This is a genomic window from Bifidobacterium asteroides (assembly GCF_048001765.1).
GTDB classification, from domain to species: Bacteria; Actinomycetota; Actinomycetes; order Actinomycetales; family Bifidobacteriaceae; genus Bombiscardovia; species Bombiscardovia asteroides_K.
Genome location: NZ_CP181447.1, coordinates 545764 through 571402, shown reverse-complemented (window position 1 = coordinate 571402; position 25639 = coordinate 545764). Strand labels below are relative to the sequence as shown.

The following is a 25639-nucleotide window of genomic DNA, read 5'->3' as shown; positions in this document are numbered from 1 at the left end:
GCGTTAGCACACATCTATCGGACCTGCAATGGCCGTCAGTATTCTGCTCACTTTTATCCTGCCTTTAGGTCTCCTTGCCGGCACAAACGCCAATGCCAGCACTGAGACCAGCGCGACTGCCACAGAAGAGGGCACAGGGGGGGGGGGGGTCGTCAGACCCCTCGCGTAGCTAAGCAAAATCCCGGCATTTCCCCCAGCAAGGCAACGCCAACAGCCGCATCAGAAGCACCCCAATCACCGCTGGCCACCCCATCGCCTTTAAACACATCATCCCCCCTAGAGCCGATTCAACCTACAGTATCCGCCGCACCAAGCACGAGTACCGTGAATCCCCAGACCCGCTCAGCCGCTCAGTACACCATCAAGTTCACTGATACAGAGGGCGGAACCACCACACCTGATCAGACCGTCGATGAAGGCACCCAAGCGCAGAGACCTGTCGACCCAGCCCGACCCGACTATTCATTTGATGGCTGGTTCATCAGCGGCACATTGACCGCCTACGACTTCAGCCAGCCCGTCACCAGCGACATGACTCTGGAAGCCCGTTGGACCAAAAACGGTGATGTCTGGGACCTCTCACCCACTCAAGGCCCCACAGCCGGCAACACTCTAATCACCCTGACTGCGCCTCCGGCTCGGACCATCCGCTTCAGCCAGTTCAGTGCAGGATACCAGTACTCCGTGGCGGTGGGATCAGACGGCAGCATCTACCACTGGGGAGAAATGTATGGCTCCGACTACAACTGGCAACCCAGCAGGGAGGACACGCCAGCCGGACTTCGTTTCATCCAGGTCAGCGCAGGTTACGATCACTCCCTGGCCCTTGATTCGGATGGGAACCTCTACAGCTGGGGCAGTAGCAGTTACGGTCAGCTTGGGCGTGGCGCCAACACCACGCCGATCACCAAGCCAGGAAAGGTGGATCCGCCTGCTGCCGGAGTCCGCTACACGCAAGTAATTGCCAAGGGCATGCACTGTCTGGCCTTGGATTCCACTGGGGCGCTCTACAGCTGGGGCTACAACAATTACAACCAGTTAGGACGCTACACTGGCAGCTCTGGGTTCAACGCACGAGGCAAGGTCAACGTACCTACAAAGACGCGCTTGACCCAAATCAGCGCGGGAGACTGGAATGGCTTCGCCCTGGACGACCAAGGGATCCTGTATACGTGGGGAAACAATAGCCACGCACAACTGGCACGGCCATATTGGGGCTCGACAGATTCCAAACCAACCAAAATCGACCCGCCAGCGAAGAACGTCAACTACACCCAGGTTATCGGAGGCGGCAATCATGCTGTGGCAATCGGCTCGGACGGCAACCTCTACAGCTGGGGACGCAACTCCAATGGCCAACTGGGACGAGATACCAACAAAAGGGATTCTTATCAGCCAGGTACGATTCCCCTGACCAACCACGCCGCGATCACTAGCATCAAATTCGGCGGAACACCGGGCAAAGGGCTGGCTGCCAACGCAGACGGCACCTGGAGCGTCACCACTCCGCCGCACAGCAAGGGATGGGTAAATGTCACCATCACCTGGAGCATGAACGGGCCGCAGCCGGACGCATACCTGTCCTACACATACACCGGCCCCAAATACAGCGTAGGATTCACGTCCGTTGACGCTGCCTGTCCGACACCTTCGGATATGCCAGCAGACCAGTCAGTCATAGAGGGCGGGCAGATCAAACGACCTTATCCAAATCCAAAAGCAGACGGCTGTCTGTTTGATGGCTGGTTCCTCAAGGATGCCCAAGGTAATTCCAATATGGCTTATGACTTCAGCCAGCCGGTCACCGGTGACATCACGTTGGTCGCCCACTGGAGCCCAGCCAACACCGGCGGGTGGTCGATCAATCCGGCCAAGGGCAGCTCCCTGGGCGGCCAGCAGGCGACCATCACGCCGCCCAAGATAAGCCGAGGCATCCGCTTCAACCAGGTCAGCGCCGGCGGCTATCAGGCCGGCGACTTCCGCGGATTCTCCGTGGGCGTGGCCAGCGACGGGAACGCCTACGCCTGGGGCAGCAACCAGCACGGCCAGCTCGGCCAGGGCACCGCTAATAGCACCACGCAGAAAACGCCGATCAAGGTCCCCCTGCCCGACGGCGTTGCTGCAGGATTTACCTACACGCAGGTCGCAGCAGGCGGCTACCACGTACTGGCCGTCGGCAGCGACGGCATCGTCTACAGCTGGGGGGGGGGGGCCAACGACCACGGGCAGCTGGGCGACGGAACGAAAACCAGCAGACCCTCCCCCAGGCAGGTAACAAGCCTCACAGGCTCCAGCCAAGGATTGCAGGCCGCATGGATCAGCTCCGGTGTGCATCACTCTCTGGCCGTCAACCAGAACGGCGCAGCCTGCGCCTGGGGATGGAATACCGACGGCCAGCTCGGCGACGGGAACACCAGCGACCAACCCACCCCTATGCGCGTATCGCCGCCCGCCGGCCAAGGCAAGGCGGGTAGCGGATTCACAACAGTACGCACCAGCGCAGGACGAAACCACTCACTGGCCATCGGTCAGGACGGCAACGCCTACGCCTGGGGAGACAACACATACAGCCAGCTCGGCAACGGGGGTACGACACAGAGCAGCACTCCGGCCCTGGTCGCCTTCAACCCGGTCCTGCTAATCACCGGTGTCAGTTTCGACCAGACAACCGTGGACACCCTGCAACAGAACTCCGACGGGTCCGTCACCCTGACCACTCCCGCCCACAATCCAGGACAGGCTGATGTCATCGTGGACTGGACCTTGGGCGGGATCGTCCAGCCCCAGACGCACCTGGCCTACACCTACGAAGGTATGCTGCCTCACGCCGGCAGCAGCGGGACCATGATCCTGCTGGCCGCCGGACGCCACCAGCGGGAGGCCCGCAGCCTGCAAGCCTAATGACTTCACACGAGTAAGCAGCCGGACCATACCCCAAGGTGGCCCGGCCAACCAGGGTGGCCCCGCGCTCCCCCCAACACAACGGAGCCACCCGCCCCCTCTTTGCAATCCGTTCGGCCAGAAGAATCAATAAGCCAGACGGAACAACCAGACGGAAAAACTTTCCTCAGATTGTGCAAGATCAATCATCTAGAACTTGCTAGGACCGACGGAATTTTGCATAGGTATGTCCACCGGGGTGATAAAGTTGTTGCAGATGAGGCCGGGATTGTGCCCGGCGCGCGGTGGTGTATCCGGAATGGGGAGTTCCGGGCATGTAGCCGCAGGTCCTGGGGAAGGGGATCATGTTTATCATGCGTCAGCATAAGAACACGCACAGCCGTCCAGTCATGGCCGCCAGCCTTCTGCTCGCCGTCATCCTGCCGGCAAGTCTGATTGCTGGTGGCCTCGCTGCAGCCGACACGACCGCCAGCGAACCTGCTGTGGCCGGCGCAAGCGCGCCTGCCATAGCAGAAGGCACCGGGGGGGGGGGGGTCGTCAGACCCCTCGCGTAGCTAAGCAAAATTCCGGCATTTCCTCCAGCAAGGTAACATCTCTGGCAACACCAGCATCTCCCTTATCCACACCCTCTCCCCCGGACCCCACGTACGTAGAACCTGACGAAGCCGACAAGGATAAAAGTCCTGACAGTCAGAAGCTGGCTCGCTCATCCACCCAATACACCGTCACCTTCACAAACCTGCAGGGCGCTGATATAAAGCAAAGCGTCACAGATGGTAAACAGGCAAAACGGCCCGACGATCCCACCAAGGACGGCTGCCTTTTTGACGGCTGGTTCAACGGCGACACGCCCATCGCCTACGACTTCAGCCAGCCCGTCACCAACAATCTGACTCTCAAAGCTCACTGGACAGAGGGATCAGGAGACTGGAGCATAGACCCAGACAAGGGCTCCATTGCCGGCAACACCAAGGTCACGCTTACACCACCTGCCACAAGAGGCATACGATTCAGCCAAGTCAGCGCAGGAAAGAACCACTCTCTGGCTCTCGGCTCCGACGGCAAACTGTACACATGGGGTTATAACAGCGATGGCCAGCTGGGACGGAAACTCACCAGATTGGTCGATAACCGGCCAGGCATGGTGACTATACCCGGCAACGCTCATGCCACTTTCGTTTCAGTTAGTGCGGCGGGCGCCAACTGCTTGGCCATCGATAAAGACGGCAACCTGTACAGCTGGGGGAACAATCAGTATGGCCAGCTGGGACGCGACACCGGAGGAGCCTCAACCGATCAGCCAGGCCAAGTAAAAGCGCCATCGGGAATCAAATTTACCCAAGCCATCGCAGGAACCGGATTCTCCATGGCTTTCGGCTCCGACGGCAACCTGTACAACTGGGGAGACAACGAATATGGCGAACTAGGACGTCCAACCGATGCCGACAACAATGTTCCCGTGGGACTTGCCGGGAAACCAGCAGATGCCAAGCCTGGCTTCACTTGGACACAGGCCAGCGCAGGAATGAACCATACTCTGGCCATGGGTTCGGACGGCAAGCTGTACAGCTGGGGAAACAACGATTATGGCCAGCTGGGACGGGACATCGGAAGTTCTTCAACCAGCCAGCCAGGTCAAGTCGAAACGCCTGCAGGCGTCACTTTCACTCAGGCCGTTGCAGGCGTCTTCCACTCCATGGCCATTGACCAGAAAGGCGAGATGTACAGCTGGGGAAACAACGACTGCAAGCAGCTGGGACGGGACACCACCAGCACCGGCAGCATACCTAGAAACAAGCCGGGTCTTGTTGGTATACCCGAAGGCACACAAATCGTGAAAGCCTATGGCGGATACTGGTTCAGTATGGCCATGGACACGGACGGCAACCTCTACACCTGGGGGTTCAACGATGCCGGCGAGCTGGGACGTACCGCTTCCGGCTCAGTCATGCAACCAGGCAAAGTCGCTATGCCAACGAACATCACCGCCTCTCAGGCCGTTGTAGGAAACTTCCATTGTCTGACCATCGGCTCGGACGGAAACCTCTACACCTGGGGACTCAACAATGGTGGCCAGATCGGCAGGGGCACAGTCGGTTACGATGCCTATTCACCTGGTCCAATGACATTCCCCGTATCACCTATGCTCACCAGCGTCACCTTCGATGAAACGGCCATTACGGAAGCGACATCCAATATCGACGGCACTTGGACCTTCGCTACGCCGCAGCATGCGGAAGGCTGGGTTCCGATCACCGTGACATGGAGGCTAAATACCCCGCAGCCAGACCAGACAGTATATTTGGGTTACACCTACATAGGAACACCGCGTACCATAACCTTCGACCCGGCCAATGGCAGTGTAGCAAATATTGAAACCGTCAACGACGGCGGCCAGGTTAAACGACCGACCGATCCGATTTGGAATGACCGTCGCTTTGACGGCTGGTTCATCAAGGACGCCAATGGCGATTCTAAAATTGCCTATGACTTCAGCCAGCCGGTCACTGGAGACATCACGCTGATCGCCCACTGGAGCCCCGTCGACAACGGCTCATGGTCAATCAGTCCGATCAAGGGGAGCTCTTTGGGCGGCCAACAGGTGATCATCATCCCGCCCACAACCAGCCGGGGCATCCGCTTCAACCAGATCAGCGCCGGTGGCTCTAAAAATAGGGAGATGCGTGGCTTCTCAGTGGGTGTGGCCAGCGACGGAAAAGCCTACGCCTGGGGTAACAACAACTACGGGCAACTGGGAACCGGCGACAACAAACAACGGGATAAACCAACCGAGGTCCTCAAACCGGAGGGCGCAAAAGAAGACTTCACCTACACACAAATCTCGGCAGGGGGAGCACACACTCTGGCTATAGGCTCCGACGGCATTCTTTACAGCTGGGGGCGCAATGATTTCGGCCAGCTAGGTAAAGGCAGTACGGACACGAGCAGCCATGTCAAGCCGGAAGTCGTCATCAACCCCAGTACGGGTCAGCCGTTCCATGCCATCCAAGTCAGCGCTGGAGCCTGCGACTCGGTCGCCATCGATACTACGGGCAAGGTCTACAACTGGGGAAGCGAAACCACAACCCTCGGCGATAGCATCAACACTGCTAATTCCGATGCCAAACCGAAGCCCACCATAGTGGCCGACCCGGGCGGCACCGACCAGGGTCTGCATGCAGTTCAGGTCAGCGCCAACTGGAGCTTCATCATGGCATTGGACGCGGGTGGCAACATATACACCTGGGGATATAATAATTGGGGGCAATTCGGCAACGGCTCCTCGACCAACAGCACTTGGACCATTTACTCCTCCACCCCCACGCTGGTGCTTGATCCCACGGACACCAGCAAAGGACTGCAAGCCACCCGGATCAGCGCAGGCGCATGGCACGCCCTGGCCATTGGTAAGGACGGCACGGTATGGGCATGGGGAATGGACAACAACGGACAGCTCGGCTTCAGCACCGGCTATCAGACATTGCCCAAGCAGGTACCCAATCTGAAGGCCCAACAGGTCAGTGCAAGCACATGGAATTCCTTGGCCATCAGCCAGGACAGCAAAGCGTGGGGATGGGGTAACAATGCCAACGGTCAGCTGGGCAATGGGAGCACCAGCAACGGGAGCTTGCCCAGGCCAGTCTCGTCCCCCACAGGCCAGGGCAGCACCAGCAACGGGTTCGCATCCGTACGAATCAGCGCAGGATGGAGCCATTCCTTGTCCATCGGTCAGGATGGCAACGCCTACGCCTGGGGCAACAACCAATACAGCCAGCTAGGCAACGGAAGCACAACACAAAGCAGCAAGCCAACTCTGGTGTCATTCAACCCGACACTGCTGATCACCGGCGTCAGATTCGACAAAACTGCAGTCGACTCCCTGCTGCAGAACCCTAATCAGTCTGTTTCACTGACCACCCCTGCCCACAATCCGGGACAGGCTGATGTGATCGTGGACTGGACACTGGGAGGGATCGCACAGCCCCAAGCGCACCTGGCCTACACATACGAAGGCATGTTGCCCCATGCAGGCAGCAGCGGGACCTTGATCTTGCTGGCAGCTGGAATGCTCGCCGCTGCCGGCTCCGCAGCAGCGGGACACCACCGGCGCGAATCTCGCAACCTGCAAAGCTAGAGACTTCACACGAGTAAGCGGCCGGACCATACCCCAAGATGGCCCGGTTAAACAGGGTGGCCCCGCAGTCCCCAACACAGCGGAGCCACCCACCCCCTCTTCAACTCCAGCACTAAAGTAAAACAACGCAATTTAGACACCCAGAAGGGAACAACTAGTTGCCCGCAATCCTGCCAAATTCCAATCCGGCAGTCAATGTGTGTAAAGCGTGGTAACATGGTGATTTATAAGCCGGGGATGTTCTCGGCAGGCAGCTCATTTTTTCTTGGGGTTGTTATTGGAGAGCTGCTGATTTTGAGGAAGGGGATCGCACCCATCATGCGTCATCGTCGGAATAAGCAGATTCGGTTATCCACTGCCGCTGGCCTTCTGCTCGCGATTATTCTGCCTACCAGCTTTCTGACTGGCCTTGTTGCTACCGCTGAGCCAGTCACGAACGAGTCTAGTGCAGCCAGCGCGAGCGCGCAGACTGCTCTAAAAGGCACCGGGGGGGGGGGGTCGACCGACCGCTCAAGTAGATAAGCAAAACCCCCGCACTTCCTCCAGCACCGTAAACTCACAGAGCCCGTCAACAAAACCAGCGACACAGTCTTCACTCACAGCAACCCCAAACACCTCAACAACACCATCAGCGCCTTCCACTACTCCAGGCACTTCAGATTCCCCGTCAGGTACTACCGCACCCCAGAATCCCACCAAGCCGCATTCCTCTTCCGATTCATCCTCAGCTCCGACGACCACCCCGTCTGAAAATAATCCCAAAGATTCTGAGAAGGATAGCGAAAGCAGCGGAAACTCGGTCCGGCCGCGCTCGACCACAACATACACAGTAACGTTTGACAGCACTATAGGTTCGTCAATAATACCATCAATACTCAGCCCTGGAAGCAGGTTGATGCGTCCCCCAGACCCGTACTGCAAAGGCTATTCCTTTGTCGGCTGGTTCATTGGGAATGTCGCTTATGACTTTAGCCAGCCCGTCACCGGAAACCTCACGCTGACAGCCCGCTGGGTTAAGGGTCTCAATTCGTGGAGTCTTAGCCCTAACCATGGTCCTGCCGCCGGCAACACGCCAGCCACTTTGACTCCGCCGCCCGTAGGAGATACTCGCTTCAGCCAGTTCAGCACAGGAAAAGACTTTTCGATAGCCATCGACTCGCTCGGAGTGCCATACAGCTGGGGAAACAACAGCAAGGGGCAACTGGGACGCATACCAACCGCCAACGAACCTGCCGATCGGCCTGGACGAATAGACGTGCCAGATGGCGCCCGCTTCATCCAAGTCAGCGCAGGAGACGATTACGTTGTGGCCATCGATACCCATCACCATCTACACAGCTGGGGAAGCAATGAGGATGGCCAGTCAGGACTGGGTCGCATCCACGCATCAGGTCCCGTGCCAAATCCGGTGGTCCCATCTGCAAATTCCTCCAAAAGTTTTGTTCAAGTCAGTGCAGGACCAAACTATGTGCTGGCCGCATCCTCGGACGGAGTTGTGTACAGCTGGGGAGACAACAGCAGCGGCCAGCTGGGACGCGATACCGACGGACTCAATGGTGAGAGTTATGGGAGTGCGTACCCGAACCCAGTGCCGCTTCCAAAAGGCGTAACCATCACCCAGGTAACCGCAGGCGGCAAGGCGTCCTTCGCGCTCGCATCTGACGGCAGCATCTACAGCTGGGGAGACAACAGCAGCGGCCAGCTGGGACGTATACCCAGCGCCAGCGAACCGGCCAATCGGGCATGCAAGATGAATACGGCGGACGGCATGAGCTTCAGCCAGATCAGCGCAGGATACCGCCACATACTGGCCGTTGATTCAGATGGCAATACATACAGCTGGGGGTACGGCAGCACCAGCCAGCCCAGCAAGATAGCCCTGCCTGACGGCATCAAAACAAGGCAGGTCAGCGCCGGACACGACTACTCCCTGATAACTGGCTCCGACGGCAACGTCTATAGCTGGGGAGACAACAGCAGCGGCCAGCTGGGACAAGATACGGGCGGTGAAAACACAAACCAGCCAGGCAAAGCGGTCACGCCCGACGGCGTCACCTATGCCGAAGCCATTGCAGGGTACAGGCACATCCTTGCCTTGGGCTCAGACGGCTACCTCTACGGCTGGGGTGCCAACAGCAGCGGCCAGCTGGGTACCGGCGCCTCCAGCGGTGTGCCAGTAACCACCCCGGGTAAGACAGACTTCCCAGAAGCATTGAAATTTATCAGCGTCAATCTGGATGGAACCCCGATTACCGACTTGACCAAGAACCAGAACGGTACCTTGAGTTTCCACACCCCAGCGCACGAAAAGGGACAGGTGGACGTGACGGTCGCCTGGACCAGAAACGGCCATCAGCCCGATGCACACCTGCTCTACAAGTACGACGGTTCCACATACACGGTCACCTTCGACAGCGCAGGCGGCACACCAACATCAGATGCCCAGCGGGTCATGGATGGCGATCAGGCCGTCCGCCCCGACAAGGATCCAGCCAAGGACGGCTATCTGTTCGACGGCTGGTTCCTCAAAGACTCCAAGGGCGACTCCAATATAGCCTACGACTTCAACCAGCCCATCACCGGGGACATCACCTTGGCCGCCCACTTCAGTCCCGTCACGCACTGGACCATCGACAAAAAGAAGGGGCCGCAAACTGGCGGCCAGAGCGTCAAACTTACCCCCCCGCAAGGCCCACGCGGAATCCGATTCTCTTGGATCCAATCGGGACAGGATTTTTCCCTGGCCCTTGGTTCAGACGGCAACCTCTACAGCTGGGGGCTCAATTACAATTACCAACTTGGACACACCAGCTCGGATAGGCCTTTCATGGTGCAAACTCCCGCTGGAGTCCGCTATACCCAGGCCGCTGCAGGAGGAAACTTCGCCTTGGCCCTTGGCTCAGACGGCTATGTATATACCTGGGGAAGCAACGATGCCCAACAGCTGGGACGCAACACCTTCGCCAACAATTACAATGCCCCAGACAAAGTCGCGCCGCCTGCGGGCATCCGCTACACTCGAGTCTACGCAGGAGATCTCTTCGCCTTGGCATTAGGCTCCGATGGCAACTTCTACGCCTGGGGAGACGATAGGGGAGGCGCACTAGGGCAAGGCAGCTCGGTGTTCAAGCACACAGACCCTCTTAGGGTTGCTGCACCCGAAGGCATCACATTCACCCAGGTTTTCACGGGTCCATTCAGCAAGCATGTCCTCGCCTTGGGCTCAGACGGCAACCTCTACAGCTGGGGATACAACAATTCGTTCCAACTGGGCCGCCAACTTAATCAGATAACTTTTCTATATGATCCTCAGCCCAACAAGGTAAAGGCCCCGACCGGCGTCACTTTTACCCAAGCCAGCACGGGCGCGAACTTCTCGCTGGCTCTCGGCTCCGACAACAATCTCTACAGCTGGGGAGGTAACAGCAAAGATCAGTTGGGAAACACGGAACTGATTTCTTCGACCCCTTCCAGGGTTGTCATGCCTTCAGGTGTTCATTTCACCCGGTTTGTGGCGGGAAGTTACTTTACCCTCGCTGCAGGATCGGACGGTAGCCTCTACAGCTGGGGATACAATGATTGCGGACAACTTGGACGCACCACCAGTGGCAAATCCGACTATCTGCCCACCAAAATCGACACTCCAACGGGCATCAACCTCACCCAGCCTCAGGCAGGAGGCAATCACTCCTTAGCGATAGGATCAGACGGCAACACCTACAGCTGGGGAAAGGGTGTCCAAGATATATTGGGACGCGACACCAGTGGCGACCAGGATCCGCATCCAGGCAAGATCGTCTTCCCCGGAGTCGGCATTCCCAAACTCGTTCAATTCGGCAATACGAGCGGAATTTATCCGACCGCCAACAATGACGATACCTGGAATGTGACCACACCGCCTTACACCCCAGGGCCGGTTACGGTAACCATCAACTGGACGCTGAACGGGGTTACACAACTCCCTGATACCAGCAACACCTACCTGTACACCTCCATCAGCGTCCTGCCCCGGGCCGGCGGCTCTGGCATATTCCTGCCCCTCGCCGTCGGTCTGTTCATCATCACGGTAACCATCGCGGCGCGACGCATGAGAAAGGTTAGAAGCCTGAAGCAGTAAACTTCGCATGAGTAAGCAGGTCCGGATTGCGTCTATCCCCAAATCATGACGATCCGGACCCTACAAGGGTGGCCCCGCATTCCCCCAACACAGCGGAGCCACCCTTCTTTATGCTTATTCGGGAGTTTCCCCTATCGTAATCAGGCCGTCCATGATAGCCTGACCCTTAGCTGTCGGGATCGTGCCCGACGCAAGGATCGTAAAGCAACTTGGGGATTTTCATCATCGGGCCACCTGACTTGGGGAAAGAGATTTGCAGTTATCATGCGCCATCGGGATATTTCTGCCCGTCCATCCATTGCCGCATGCCTCCTGCTTGCCATCATCCTGCCCGCCAGCCTGATCGTGGGCAGCCTCGCCACAGCCGACACCGACACAAGCGCCAACACAAGCCAGCCAACCCTGCAGGCCACGCCGACGACACCCCAGTCCCCACTAGCCACGCCCCTCACGCCTACACAGCCCAGCTGGCCCCAGGCACGCTCAACAACACACACTGTCACCTTCGACAGCGTCGAAGGCAGCAACATCGATCCCCAAAACGTCGATGACGGCGCACTGGCCAGCCGTCCTGCCAAGGACCCAACTAGGGACAGCTACCTGTTCGACGGCTGGTTCACCAAAGACGCCAAAGGCGACTCCAAGGTGGCCTACGACTTCACCCAGCCCGTCACCACAGACCTCACCCTGACCGCCCACTGGACCAAGGGCACCAGCGCCTGGAGCCTCTCCCCCACCTCAGGAAAAGCCGCCGGAGGCGACGAGATAACCCTGACTCCGCCCGCCAAACGCGGCATACGATTCAGCCACATCAGCAATGGCGAATGGCATACGTTGGCCACTGGCTCGGACGGCAATCTCTACAGCTGGGGAAACAACAGCGATGGCCAACTGGGACGCGACACTGGCACTACGACGAGCACCATGCCAGGCAAAGTACCCCTGCCGGCAGGCATCAGCTGCACCCAAACCAGCGTTGGAGACAACTTTTCCCTGGCCATGGGCTCGGACGGCAACGTCTACAGCTGGGGAAGCAACACCTACAATCAGCTGGGACGCGAAACCAGCGGCGGCTCCGACAGCAATCCCGGCATGGTCAAGTTCCCCGAGGATCCCAGGCCACTCAGCGTAAGCTTCGGCGGCACGCCCAGCACAGATCCGACCGCTAAGGCGGACGGCACATGGAGCGTCACTACGCCCCAGCATGCAGCAGGCAAGACCGATGTCACCGTCACCTGGAACATGAACGGTCCCAGGCCCGACACCCACCTGACCTACCAGTACATGAACGCTTACAATGTCACTTTCTCTTCCGACAGTGACTCACCTCCGGCGCCCTCGGGCATGCCCGGGCCCCAGTCCGTCACCGAAGGCAAGCAGGCCACACGGCCGACCACAGACCCGACCAGGGACGGCAGCCTGTTCGACGGCTGGTTCCTCAAGGACGCCAACGGCCATTCCAATGTGGCTTATGACTTCAGCCAGCCCGTCACCAGCAGCATCACCTTGGTCGCCCATTGGAGCCCGGCAGACATCGGCAGCTGGGCAATCAGCCCGAACAATGGCGACGCACAGGGCGGCCAGCAGGTGACCATCACCCCGCCCAAAATAGCCGAGGCATCCGCTTCAACCAGATAAGCGCCAGCGGCAATTTCGTCGGCTTTTCTGTAGGGATTGCCAGCGATGGGAATGCCTACGCTTGGGGCGACAACCGGTACGGGCAGCTCGGCCAGGATCCGAGTACGACGGACTCACAGAATGCGCCGACCAAGGTTCACCTGCCTGACGGTGCAGCCACCGGGTTCACCTACACGCAGGTCGCCGCAGGCGGCACCCACGCACTGGCCATCGGCTCCGACCAGACCGTCTACAGCTGGGGCCAAAATCAATATGGCCAGCTTGGCGACGGCAGCATGCAGAGCCGCTCCAATCCACAGGCCGTCAAGGGTCCTGATGGCCAACCCTTCAAGGCCACCCAGATAAGCGCCGGCTCCACCGACTCGGCAGCCATCGATCTGAACGGGCGCGTCTACGTCTGGGGCAGCGAAACCAACGACAAGTCCACCTACAGCACGCTCAAACTGACGCCGGCCCTGGCCAAGGACCCCAGCAGGACCTTCAAGGCCAGGATGATCAGCATGGGTAACCTCCATGCACTGGCCATCGGCCAGGACGGCACGGTCTGGGCATGGGGATGGAACTCGGCTGGCGAAATCGGCGATGGCACGCAAACCGACCGGTCCACACCCACACAGGTGAAAAACCCTGCCGATGCCAGCCAGGGATTCCAAGCCACCCGAGTTATCGCTGGAGCTACATATTCGCTGGCCATCGACCAGAGCGGCACGGCCTGGGGATGGGGAAACAACGGCTTTGATCAGTTGGGCAGCAACGAGGGCACCTCCGAACTGCTCGTCCCCTCACAGGTGTCACCTCCCACAGGCCAGAACAGCGTAGGCAAGGGGTTCGCGGTCGCGTGGATCAGCGCAGGATCGGCTCATTCCCTGGCCATCGGTCAGGATGGCAAGAGCTACAGCTGGGGACTCAACATCAGTGGGCAACTCGGCATCGGCAGCAGCAACATTGGGCAGCGGACAATTACGCCGACACTAGTGCCGTTATATCCGCCGCCGCTGATTACCGGTGTCAGATTCGACCGAACGTCAGCCAACAGCCTGCAGCAGAACGCGGACGGATCGGTTACCCTGGCCACGCCAGCCCACAACCCGGGACTGTCTGACGTGATCGTGGACTGGTCCCTGGGTGCCGCCAATCAAGCCCCGACCCACCTCAGCTATACCTTCAAAGGCATCCTGCCCCTTGCCGGCAGCACCGGGGTAGTCCTCCTGCTCGCCTCAGGACTGCTTGCAGTTGCCGGCGCCCTGGCGGCCGGATGCCACAGGCACGAATTCACTTCGCTCGAGTAAGCGGCTGAACCCACCCCAAGAACGGTCCGGCCATGATGGGTGGCTCCACACTCCCCCCTGAAATCAGGGAGCCACCCATTTTCTTATTTATCTCTGCGCCTAGAGGAAAATATCTGCATCCCAACTTGACATAATATTTTTTACTCGTTTTATCCGAGTGTTGCTCCCCCTCAGACCCGACCCTCCATGCTAGCGTTCTTTCTAGCTACCGGGAACGTGCCCGGCATGCAGCCGATGAAAAAACTTGGGGTTTTCATCATCGGACCGCCTTACCTTGGGAAAGGGGTTTGTAGCGATCATGTGCCATCCGGACGCGTCTTCCCGGTCAGCCATTGTTGTAGACCTTTTGAAGGTCATCGTTATTCTTCCAGCCAGTATGATCATCGGCGGCCTCACTGCGGCCGACGCCATCGCCAAACCTATCAGCCCGCCCCGGCAAACAGACGCATCCGTCAGCACAGCAGCCGGTCGTGCTCAGACAGGTTCAACCTCGTACCAGGTCGTCTTCGACAGCGACAACGGCAGCAGCATCGACCAACAGACCATTGCCGAAGGCGCCCCGGCCAGTCGACCCGCACAAGACCCGACCAAGGACGGCTACCTCTTCGACGGCTGGTTCACCAAAGACGCCAAGGGCGACTCCAAGGTGGCCTACGACTTCACCCAGCCCGTCACCACAGACCTCACCCTGACCGCCCACTGGACCAAGGGCACCAGCGCCTGGAGCCTCTCCCCCACCTCGGGGAAAGCCGCCGGAGGAGACAAGATCACCCTGACCCAGCCCACCACACCAGACATACGATTCAGCCACATCATCCCGGCAGAGGAAGATGGGTCCCAGGCCATAGCCTCAGACGGCAACCTCTACCGGTGGGGAGACAAGAACTACAAAGCGGGAACCCCTGAAGAGGAAAAACGCACACCTAGCCTGGTCAACCCGCCGACCGGCGTCCGCTTCACCCAGGTCAGCGGAGGATCCTCTCATTCCCTGGCCCTGGGATCGGACGGCAACCTCTACAGCTGGGGTGACAACAGATATGGCCAGCTGGGACGTGACTCCAACGGCGATTCGACGATAGGCAATCAGCCGGGGCTGGTCACTCCTCCGGCCGGTGTCCGCTTCACCCAGGCTTGCGTAGGAGCCTGGCATTCCCTGGCAATGGGATCCGACGGAAACCTCTACAGCTGGGGCGCAAACAGCTACGGCGAGCTGGGACGCGACACGGGTTCAGCCACACACGACGCCAAGCCAGGCAAGGTGAACCTGCCGACAGGTGTCGCGAAAATCACCCAGATCAGCGCAGGAACCTTCTACTCCATGGCCCTGGACTCGGACGGTGACCTCTACAGTTGGGGAGACAACACTTACGACGAGCTGGGACGCAACACCGGCGACTTTGTCTATAAAGACCCCGCACCACGCAAGGTCTCCACCCCGCTAGGCGTCAAGAAATACGCGTGGATCATGACTGGAGATTGGACATCCCTGGCCATCGGCTCCGACGGCAACCTCTATAGCTGGGGATACAACGAATACGGTCAGCTGGGACGAAACACCGGATCAGCAACAATAGACCGCAGACCACGCAAGGTGACCATGCCGGCAGGCGTCAAGAAATTCACCCAGATCAGTACAGAACGCAGGCATACCCTGGCCTTGGGCTCGGATGGCAACCTCTACAGCTGGGGAAACAACGATTGGGGCCAGCTGGGTCGCGACACCGGATCAGCCAAATATGATGCCAAACCCGGTAAGGTGACCATGCCGACGGGCATCGCACAATTCACCCAGATCAGCGCCGGCTATTCCCACTCCCTGGCCATTGGCTCCGACGGCAACCTTTACAGCTGGGGATACAACCAGTACGGCGAACTAGGACGCCCCACCAGCGGCAAGTACGACAGCCGCCCCGGCATGGTCGCATTCCCCGAAGATCCCAAGCCCGACAACGTGAGCTTCGGCGGGACGCCCGGAACCAACCTCGACCCCACCTCGGACGGCACCTGGAGCGTTATCACGCCAAAACATGATCGCGGCAAGGTGGATGCAGTCATCACCTGGAAGAGGAACGGCGAACGTCCGGACGCGCATCTGTCCTACAGGTACCTGGAAACCTACCACCCCACTTTCGACACCGCTGGCGGCTTTGGGCTCTACTTCCAGTCCGTAACTGAGGGCAAGCAGATGAAACGCCCCGATAGAGATCCAATCAGGAGGGGCTATTTATTCGACGGCTGGTTCATCGGCGACACAGCCTATGACTTCAGCAGGCCGGTCACCGGCAAGGTGACGCTGACCGCCCACTGGAGTAAAGCTGACTCCAAATGGAAGCTCGACAAGGAGAGCGGGCCCGAGTCAGGCGGCCAGACCGTCACCCTGACCCCACCGCCAGCACGCGGCATCCGCATCAGCCAGGTCGATGCAGGAGACCTCCATTCCGGGGCTGTGGGCTCCGATGGCAGCCTCTACACCTGGGGAGACAACGACAGCCACGGGCAGCTGGGCCGCGATACCACCGACAGGCAGGACAGCCATCCAGGCAAGGCGGAGACTCCTGCAGGCGTCAACTTCGTCCATGTCAGCGCAGGCTATGGATTTTCCGTGGCCCTGGCGTCGGATGGCAGCCTTTACAGCTGGGGAGACAACAGTCGAGGCCAGCTGGGCCGTGCCGCCACCGGCAGCACTCCAGCCAACAGGCCACACAAGGTTGAGGCCCCGGTAGGCATCACCTTCGTCCAGGCAAGCGCAGGCGGATCACATGCCGTGGCCTTGGGCTCGGACGGCAACATCTACACCTGGGGTGACGACAGCGCCGGTCGTCTGGGCCGCGACGTCACCAGCAGCACTCCCGCTGACAAGCCCGGCAAAGCCGACACCCCGGCAGATCTTACTTTCACCAGTGTCAGCGCAGGCCAGGGCCACACAGTGGCCGTAGACACGCAAGGCCAGATATACACCTGGGGAGACAACACCCACGGCCAGCTTGGGCGTAGCACCACCGGCACTCCTGCAGACAAGCCCGGCAAGGCCGACACCCCAGTAGGCGTCACCTTCACCCAGGCCAGCGCAGGCGGAAGCCACTCCGTGGCCGTAAGCGACGACGGCAATCTCTACACCTGGGGCAATGCCGCCAAGGGACGCCTAGGCCGCGACACCAACAGCACCCCCGCAGACAAGCCCGGCAAGGTCGATACCCTGTCTGGCGTCACCTTCACCCAGGCCAGCGCCGGAGACGGGCATTCCATCGCCTTGAGTTCCGACGGCAGCCTCTACACCTGGGGCGACAGCGGCAAAACCTCGTCAGACAGACCCAACAAGGTGGATACCCCAGCAGGAATCACCTTCACCCAAATCAGCGCAGGAGCATCCTACTGCCTGGCCCTGGGATCGGACGGCAACCCCTACAGCTGGGGAGACAACGCCAACGGCCAGCTGGGCCGCGACACCGGCAGCGCTCAGACCGCCAGCCCGGCCGAGGACGACTTCCCCGAGCTAGGCATCCCCACGCATGTCCTGTTCGACAATGCGGAAGCCTCCAACCTGACCAGGAATTCCGACGGCACCTGGACGGCGACCACGCCGGCGCACATGCCCGGCACGTCAACCGTCACCATCGACTGGAGGCTGAACGGAGCAGACCAAACCCCCGACACCAGCAACACGTATCGGTACAACTCCATCAGCCTGCTGCCTAGGGCCGGCGGAGGCGGTCTGGTCCCCCTGCTGATAGCCGGGCTCCTCGCCTTCGCATGCGCCGCAGCAGCCAGACGCCACCGGCTGGAAACCATCAGCCGACAACAATAAAGACTTCCCTCGTGTAAGCAGGTCCGGGTTATCACTATCCCCAAACACCCCCGGACCACACGGGTGGCCCTAACTCCCCCAACGCAATGGGGCCACCCATATTCTTCCGCCAGACGACTTTGGCATCGCATGGCAGCTTTGCCGAAATGGACAATATATGTAGCGCTACAATTATCAGCAGCACTGCCGACGACTCAGCCGACGCGGGCCAGTCCAAACGGCACTGCAAGGAGGAGCCATGACCGATGCACGCCATCAATCCCAGTCCGCGCAAGACCATCCTGGGCTGGATGTTCGCTTCAACCCATCCCAGGTCCGTCTGACCCCCGGCAGCATCTACGCCGATGCGCAGCAGGCCGGCGCAGACTACCTGCTGAGCCTGGATCCCGATCGTCTTCTGGCCCCCTACCGGCGCGAGGCAGGTCTGCCCGCCAAGGCGGATCCATACCCCAACTGGGAGTCCATGGGCCTGGACGGCCACATCGGCGGCCACTACCTGTCCGGACTGGCGGCTTACTGGCAGAGTCTGCAAACCTGGCCCTTCCTGGAGCGCGCCACCCGTATGCTGACCGGCCTGCTCGAGTGCCAGGAAGCCTCGGGCGACGGCTTCCTGGGCGGCATGCCTCACAGCGCCCAGCTTTTCCGAAACCTGCGGCAGGGTCATGTGCAAGCCCAGTCCTTCGACCTGCTGGGCGCCTGGGTGCCCCTCTACAACCTGCACAAGCTCTTCGCCGGCCTGCTGGACTGCTGGCAGTCCTTCCGAGACAAGAGCGCCTCCGACATGGCCCGCGTCATGGTTCTGCGCCTGGCCGACTGGTGGTGCGACCTGGCGGACAATATCGACGAACAGGATTTCCAAACCATGCTGACCTGTGAGTACGGGGGCCTGAACGAGGCCTTCGCCCGCCTCTGTCAGCTGACCGGGAAGGACCGCTATCTTCGCCAGGCCCGTCGCCTGACCGACCTTCCCTTCTTCGAGCCGCTGGCCGCCGGCAAGGACCAGCTGACCGGCTTGCACGCCAATACCCAGATACCCAAGGTCCTGGGCTACGAGCGCCTGGCCGAGATCACCGGAGACGAGGCCTTCCGCACAGCCGTGGACACCTTCTGGCATGGGGTGGTGGACAAACGAACGGTCTCCATCGGGGCCCACTCCATCTCCGAACATTTCAATCCGCCGGACGACTTCTCGGCCATGGTCACCTCCCGCGAGGGCCTGGAGACCTGCAACAGCTACAACATGGCCAAGCTGGCCCTGCGCCTCTACGACCGCACCAAGCAGGCACGCTACCTGGACTTCTACGAACGGGTCCTGGTCAACCACCTGGTCTCCACGGTGGGCATCCGCGAGCACGGCTTCGTCTACTTCACTCCCATGCGACCCCGGCACTATAGGGTCTATTCCAGCGCCCAGCGCTCTTTCTGGTGCTGTGTGGGCACCGGACTGGAAAACCATGCCCACTATGGTGCCATAATCTTCGAGCGCCGACCCGGGAAGGATTCCGGCCAGGAATCCGAGTCCCTGGCGGTCAACCTCTTCATCCCCGCCAGCCTGGACTGGTCCCAGCGCGGACTACAGGTCAGCCTGGCCTACGCTCCCGGCCCTGGAGCCACCAACCTGGGCCGTCTGGATCTGGAGGCCGACGACAAGAGTCAGCAGACCTTGGACCTCTACATACGCCATCCCTGGTGGCTTGAGGGTGCCGAATACCGGATCGCGCAAGGCCAGGCGGACATGACCGTCGAGCCAGCGACGTCCGGTTCGGATGGCAGCCCCCGCTTCGACCACCTGCATCTGACCTGGACCGGCCGAGTGAGCCTGGAGCTGAGCCACCAGGTTCGGGTGACTGCCGAGCGCCTGCCGGACGGTTCGGACTGGGTCAGCCTGCTGCGCGGTGTCAAGGTCATGGCCGCCCGCAGCGACGACGCCGACCTGATTGGCCTGAAGGCTTACGACTCCCGTGCCGGACACATCGCCTCCGGCCCCGTGCGTCCGCTGGGCAATCTGCCCGTGCTCCGTGGAGAGCCCCAGGAATTCCTTCTTCCCCACCCCCAGGATGACGGCGCCATAGAGGTGGCCGTCTGCAGACCCGAGGGCGGAAAACCGGGGTGGACCGATTCACGCCTGCTGCTGGTCCCCTTCACCTCTATCGAGGCCTCCCGATACTCGGTCTACCTGCCCTGGGCGCAGGATGGCAATAAGGACCGTGTTCACCGAGCCCTGGAAGAAGTCGATGCACAGGAACAGGCCCACGAGCTGCAGGTCTGCGACCGTGTGGACTGCGGGTCCCAGCAGTCCGAAATCGACCACGAGTATCAGGGCAGGAATGACCGGCAGGAGCTGATTGAGGGAATCAACACCCGTCACGCCCTGGCTGGGGGCTGCTTCTCATACCGTCTGCGGGACGCCACCGGCGGAGCGAAAATGCTGGAGGTGACCATGCGGGATCAGGGCAGCGCCGCACCCTACTTCCTGCAGGCGGAAGGCCTGAAATTGGGCCAGCCCGTAAGAAGCTGTGAAAACGGCATAATACTGGACCGCTACCCCCTGACAGGTCGAGGATTGGATGCCCTGCCCGACCGGGCCGTCAGGGTGCAGATCCAGGCTGGCGCCGAGGGTCCCACCCCTGACCTGCTGACTCTGGCGTTGATTCGCGGTTGAAGGGCTCAGGAGCGGGCTGTGCTGCCAGCCTCCACCAGCATGAAGGGCAGGACCACCTGCTCAGGCTGATGCCTGCCGGGCGGATCCTTCATCCGAGCCATGAGCAGTCGCAGGCACTCGGTCGCCACCCGGTCCGTATCCACGCGGATGGTCGATAGGGCGGGCGTGAGGAAGCGGGACACTTCCAGCCCGTCGAAACCGACCAAGGCCACCTGCTCGGGCACCCGCACCCCATGTTCCCCCAGCGCGTGCAGGGCCCCGATGGCCACCACATCCGTCAGAGCGAAGACCCCGTCAAAATCCCTGCGGCGAGTCAGCAGGGCGGACACGGCTTGGTCGGCGCTGCCCTGATCCCAGTCGCAGTCGACCACGTCTTCAGGCCCTAGGCGGATTCCATGGCCTTGTGCTGCCTGCATGGCCCCCGAGAGCCGCTGGTCCTGCCCTAGGCTGGACTGAGCCAGTTGGTCTGGGGCTTTGTAGGCGCCACCAAGAACCAGAATCCGCCGGCAACCATGGTCTATCAGATGCTCCACTGCCGCCTGGGCACCCTGGCGGTTGGGACTGCGCACGGTGTCTACGGACCGGCCCAGCCGCGGCCCGTCGAAAACAACCAAGGGATAGCGTCGATTGAGCGCGGCAATGGAGTCAGCGGGCAGGGCAGGCGCGGATAGGATGGTCCCCTCGCAGAATTGGGTGGCGATGTCTGCCACCATGGATGACTCGTAGCTGGCCATCTGTCGGGTCTGCTGGATCAGGGTCTGATACCCCATGCTGAAGGCCTGATCCGATACAGCCGCCGCCAGGGCCGCCGAGAAGGGCGAACGGTCCAGTTCCACAGTGGAAAAGCCGATGATCCCGGACCTGCCAGAGCTGAGCCGCCGGGCCGCCAGATTGGGCCGATACCCCAGGCGTTGCGCCGCCTCCAGCACACGACGTGCCGTGGAGGGTTTGACCGAGGATTTGCCCCGTAGGGCATTGGATGCCGTCATCCTCGACACCCCGGCCTCGCCGGCCACATCGTCCAAAGTCGTCACTATAGCCGTCGCTTCCCTCACGCCTGATTCGTCAGCCCATTCTATCGCCGGGCAGACAGATGGCTTCAGGGAGGGGAATACCGGTTGTGGTACGATGCTTGTCCGCTGTTTTTACCAGTAATGCAATCATCAGAAATGCTGTGCTGGTACAAAGTCCGAAGCTGATTTACCTATATGAATCTGATATCACGAACGGCATCGCTTGTTCTTGTTTTTCAGGTAACATGATGAGTGTAGTGATGTTGGGGAGTTGGCTGGGTTTCGATATGGCTTGTACGGCTGACGTGGGGGCTGGCTTGAGCAGTGGAGGGCTGGACGGCATCTCGACAGGTACGTTGCATGCAAGGGTCATCGGCACGCTTTAGGGGTGTTGGAAGCGATCGTGTCCGGTGCTGGCGAAAGGTATTCGGCTTATGCATCTGGTTTCCCGCCTGCCTCGCGTCCTGGCGGCACTAATCCTCCTTGTGGGCCTTATGGCAGGACTGGGCGTCGCGTCCGCCAACGTGGACGCTCCTGTGCCTGCCGGGGGGGAGGGCCACACAGCCGAGCAGACCCCCGTGACCAATCCCGGCAGCGCGTCCGGCGCTCCCCTGCCCTCACCCTCGCCGCTGGAGACCGCCTCGCCCCTGAACCCCACGACATCAAGCCCGGTTGCCCCGTCAACGCCGGCGGCCAGTCCAAGCGGCACAGACTCCGCTCCAGCTAAATCAGCCGGTAAGACGGATGATGAACCTTCGCACACGGTGCGCTTCGACCCGGCCGACGGAAGCAAACACACCCAATCAACTGTGAAGACCGGGACGCTGGCCACCGCCCCGCAGCAGAATCCGCAGCGCGAGGGATTCAAATTCGACGGGTGGACGCTTGACGGCCAGCCCTACGACTTCCGGACGCCCATCCTCCAGGACACGACCCTGAAAGCCCAATGGTCGAGGATCACGGACTGGACGCTGAGCCCGGACCACGGGCCCGCCGCCGGCGCCCGGCTGACCATCAGCCCGCCCAGCCCGCAGGAGCACTACTACGTCAACGTCCAGGCCGCAGGCGAGCGGACAGTCGGCCTGACCGGCGACGGGCGCATCCACACCTGGACGCAGGAGGGCGCGCCCAAGCAGGTCCCCTTCCCCACGCAGGCTCCCGACGGGTTCCGCTGGCTGCAGGCCGCGGCAGGCGGCCGGCTGCAGGCCGCGCTCGGATCCGACCAGCGGATCTACGCCTGGGACAACGGACAATCGACACCCACCATCCTCGATGCCAACCAGGACGCCCGGTTCACCGGCATCAGCATGGACGGCGACCTTCTGCTGGCGGTGGACCGGCAGGGACAGGTCCACGCCTACCAGGCCAGCCGGAAAGACAGTCAAAACACGAACCCGAAATTCCTGGAGCAGGCCACGACCGGCCTGCCCGGACAGGCGCGGGCCGTCACCGCCGCCGCCTCCGGCGGCCGGGCCCTCGCCCTGGACGCGGACGGGCAGGCCTGGGCCTGGGACGCGAGCAAGACCGGCAACGTCAAGCCCGCACGCATCAGGCAGGACACACAAATCCGTATCGTCCAGGCCCAGGCCCTCAACCAGGGGTTCCTCCTCCTGGACGCGGACGGGCAGGCCTGGCACCAGGCCGACGGCACGACCAGCCTTACGGCCGCCGGCCTGCCGGAAAACCTGAAGGCCAGCCGAATCACCACCGGCAATGACCAGGCCGTCATCACCAGCAGGGACGGCCGCCTCTGGGCCTGGAAGCCCGGCGAAGCGCCCGCCCGGGCGGACGACGGGAGCCGGGCCTACACGCAGGCCGTCCTTGCAGGCGGCAGGGTCACCGCAATCGACCGGCAAGGCAACATGTTCACGTGGAGCCTGGATACTCAAAGCAATCCGGCCCGGCCAGCCCGGCTCGACACCGCCACAGCGCCCACCCTGGAAACAGCCGGCACGGACGGCCAGCCGCTCAAACTCAGCAGGACCGGCGACGCCTGGCAGACGGACATCCCCGCCCGCCAGCCCGGCCCGGCCGCCATCACCATCACCGGCAGGCAGGACGACCAGCCCTTCACCAGAAGCCTGACGTACACCGTCGACCAGACCCTGACCAGAGACCTCCGCCAGGGCTCCGCCTACACGGTCCGCTTCGACACGGGCGGAGGAAACCCGACCCCACAGGACCAGAGCATCCAGCCGGTCTACGGCAGAGTCCAGCGCCCCTCCCCCGACCCGACGCGCCCAGGCTACCAGTTCGACGGATGGTTCACCGGGCAGGTCGCCTACGACTTCAGCAAACCCGTCACCCAAAACCTCACCCTCACCGCCAAATGGACAGCAGACAATCGGAACAGCGCATGGAGCATCAGCCCCGACAAGGGCGGCCAGCTCGGCAAGGAAACCACCACCATCACCCCGCCGGACACCAGCCGGGGCATCAGGTTCAACCAGGTCAGCGCATCAAAAAGGAGTAGTTTTTCCCTGGCTGTGGGCAGCGACGGCAACGCCTACGCCTGGGGACGCAACAACAACGGCCAACTCGGCGACGGGACAACCACGATCACCGATACCTCCATGCAGACTTCGCCGGTCAAAGTGGGCAAGCCTGCAGGCACGCCCACGGACTTCACCTATGTGCAGGTCAGCGCCGGAATCGATCATTCGCTGGCCCTGGGCAGCGACGGGTACGTGTACGCCTGGGGAGACAACAGCTATGGCCAGCTCGGCGACGGGACGACCGACCAGCGGCCTACGCCGGTCAAAGTGGGCAAGCCTGCAGGAGCGCCTGCAGGCTTTGCCTACGTGCAGGTCAGCGCAGGAAAAGATTATTCGCTGGCCGTGGGCAGCGACGGCAACGCCTACGCCTGGGGAGACAACTACTCTGGCCAGCTCGGCGACGGGACAACCACCAAGCGGACTACGCCGGTCAAAGTGAACAAGCCTGCAGGCACGTCCACGGACTTCACCTACCTGCAGGTCAACGTCGGAACCTCGCATTCGCTGGCCCTGGGCAGCGACGGCAACGCCTACGCCTGGGGAGACAACCTGTTTGGCCAGCTCGGCGACGGGACGCAAACCGAGCGGCGTACGCCGGTCAAAGTGAGCAAGCCTGCAGGAGCGCCCGCGGACTTCACCTTCCTGCAGGTCAGCGCCGGATGCGTACATTCGGTGGCCCTGGGCAACGACGGATACGCCTACGCCTGGGGACGCAACGACTATGGCCAGCTCGGCAACAATGAAAGCGGCGATTGGCAAACCGGTTCGAAAGTTCCTGTGCGCGTGCGCGACCCCGCCAGCCCCACTGACGCGAGCAAAGGACTGAAAGCCAGAGAGATCTGCGCCGGATACTTTCATACGGTGGCCGTAGGCAGCGACGGATACGCCTACGCCTGGGGATACAACCTCTTTGGCCCGCTCGGCAACGGATGGGACACCGGTAAGTCACTTGTTCCTGTGCGCGTGCGCGACCCCGCCAGCCCCACTGACGCGAGCCGAGGACTGAAACCCGCACAGCTCGGCAATGGCTTTTATTACTCGCTGGCCGTGGGCACCGACGGATACGCCTACGCCTGGGGAAGCAACGACTATGGCCAGCTCGGCCAAGGCGACACCAGCATCCGGGGAGAGGATACTCCTTGGCCGGTGATGTTCAACCTGACGCCGGTGATCACCGGCGTCAGATTCGACCAGACCCCCGCAACAGGCCTGACGCGCGGCGACGGCAGCAGCGTCAGCGTGCTCACGCCCGCGCACCTGCCGGGCACGGGCACGGTCACGGTCAGCGTGGACTACAAGCTGGGCCGCCTAGCCCAGCAGCCGGACACCTCCCTCAGGTACACGTACCTGCCAGCAGGAGTGCTCCCCCGGGCGGGCGGGGAGGGCATCCTGCTGGCCCTGGCCACCGGCATGACCGGCATGGGCGGGGTCCTGGCATCCCGCCGCCACCGGAGGGAACAGCACCAGCTGCTTCACGCTTCACTCGAGTAAGACAGGCCGGGGGCGCACGAAGGAATGTCACATACAAGGCTCATCCCAAAGGCCGACACCCTACCTCCGCGCCCCTCACACAATCAAGTCGAC

At 61.3% G+C, this 25639-nt stretch carries 10 protein-coding genes; 8 read left to right on the top strand and 2 right to left on the bottom strand.

The window, feature by feature from the left end; genetic code table 11:
- Positions 1-324: 324 nt before the first annotated feature.
- Together ACNAOV_RS02095 and ACNAOV_RS02090 are read left to right on the top strand one after the other, a co-directional pair.
- The gene (locus ACNAOV_RS02095; RefSeq protein ID WP_416517769.1) at positions 325-2901 is read left to right on the top strand and encodes an InlB B-repeat-containing protein; all 2577 of its coding nucleotides are present in this window, start codon (positions 325-327) and stop codon (positions 2899-2901) included.
- Between the two features lie 571 nt (positions 2902-3472).
- The gene (locus ACNAOV_RS02090; RefSeq protein ID WP_416518120.1) at positions 3473-7036 is read left to right on the top strand and encodes an InlB B-repeat-containing protein; all 3564 of its coding nucleotides are present in this window, start codon (positions 3473-3475) and stop codon (positions 7034-7036) included.
- Positions 7037-7546: 510 nt separating this feature from the next.
- On the opposite strand, the gene ACNAOV_RS02085 is transcribed toward ACNAOV_RS02090, so the two are convergent.
- Positions 7547-7957, bottom strand: a complete 411-nt coding sequence (locus ACNAOV_RS02085) for a hypothetical protein (RefSeq protein WP_416517768.1) — start codon at positions 7955-7957, stop codon at positions 7547-7549.
- Here ACNAOV_RS02085 and ACNAOV_RS02080 point away from each other — a divergent pair.
- The 5 genes from ACNAOV_RS02080 to ACNAOV_RS02060 all read left to right on the top strand — a co-directional run bounded on the left by ACNAOV_RS02080 (position 7884) and on the right by ACNAOV_RS02060 (position 20547).
- On the top strand, positions 7884-11153 hold the full coding sequence (locus ACNAOV_RS02080) for an InlB B-repeat-containing protein (RefSeq protein WP_416518119.1): 3270 nt from the start codon (positions 7884-7886) through the stop codon (positions 11151-11153). The two genes, ACNAOV_RS02085 and ACNAOV_RS02080, sit on opposite strands and share 74 nt — an antisense overlap.
- 264 nt (positions 11154-11417) lie before the next feature.
- On the top strand, positions 11418-12791 hold the full coding sequence (locus ACNAOV_RS02075) for an InlB B-repeat-containing protein (protein WP_416517767.1): 1374 nt from the start codon (positions 11418-11420) through the stop codon (positions 12789-12791).
- Positions 12695-14080 (top strand): RCC1 domain-containing protein, encoded by a 1386-nt coding sequence (locus ACNAOV_RS02070; protein ID WP_416518118.1) that lies wholly within the window; start codon positions 12695-12697, stop codon positions 14078-14080. The genes ACNAOV_RS02075 and ACNAOV_RS02070 overlap by 97 nt, the downstream gene beginning before the upstream one ends.
- Positions 14081-14456: 376 nt before the next feature.
- Positions 14457-17885 (top strand): InlB B-repeat-containing protein, encoded by a 3429-nt coding sequence (locus ACNAOV_RS02065; protein WP_416517766.1) that lies wholly within the window; start codon positions 14457-14459, stop codon positions 17883-17885.
- Positions 17886-18123: 238 nt separating this feature from the next.
- Entirely contained in the window at positions 18124-20547 is a 2424-nt protein-coding gene (locus ACNAOV_RS02060; protein WP_416517765.1) for a beta-L-arabinofuranosidase domain-containing protein, read from the top strand.
- Positions 20548-20552: 5 nt separating this feature from the next.
- Here the strand turns inward: ACNAOV_RS02060 and ACNAOV_RS02055 are convergent, their stop codons facing one another.
- Positions 20553-21581 carry a LacI family DNA-binding transcriptional regulator gene (locus ACNAOV_RS02055; protein ID WP_416517764.1) on the bottom strand — a complete coding sequence of 343 codons (1029 nt, stop codon included), beginning with the start codon at positions 21579-21581 and terminating at the stop codon, positions 20553-20555.
- A gap of 413 nt (positions 21582-21994) precedes the next feature.
- Between ACNAOV_RS02055 and ACNAOV_RS02050 the strand changes: the two genes are divergently transcribed.
- The gene (locus ACNAOV_RS02050) at positions 21995-25546 is read left to right on the top strand and encodes an InlB B-repeat-containing protein (RefSeq protein WP_416517763.1); all 3552 of its coding nucleotides are present in this window, start codon (positions 21995-21997) and stop codon (positions 25544-25546) included.
- The last annotated feature ends 93 nt before the right edge of the window (positions 25547-25639 follow it).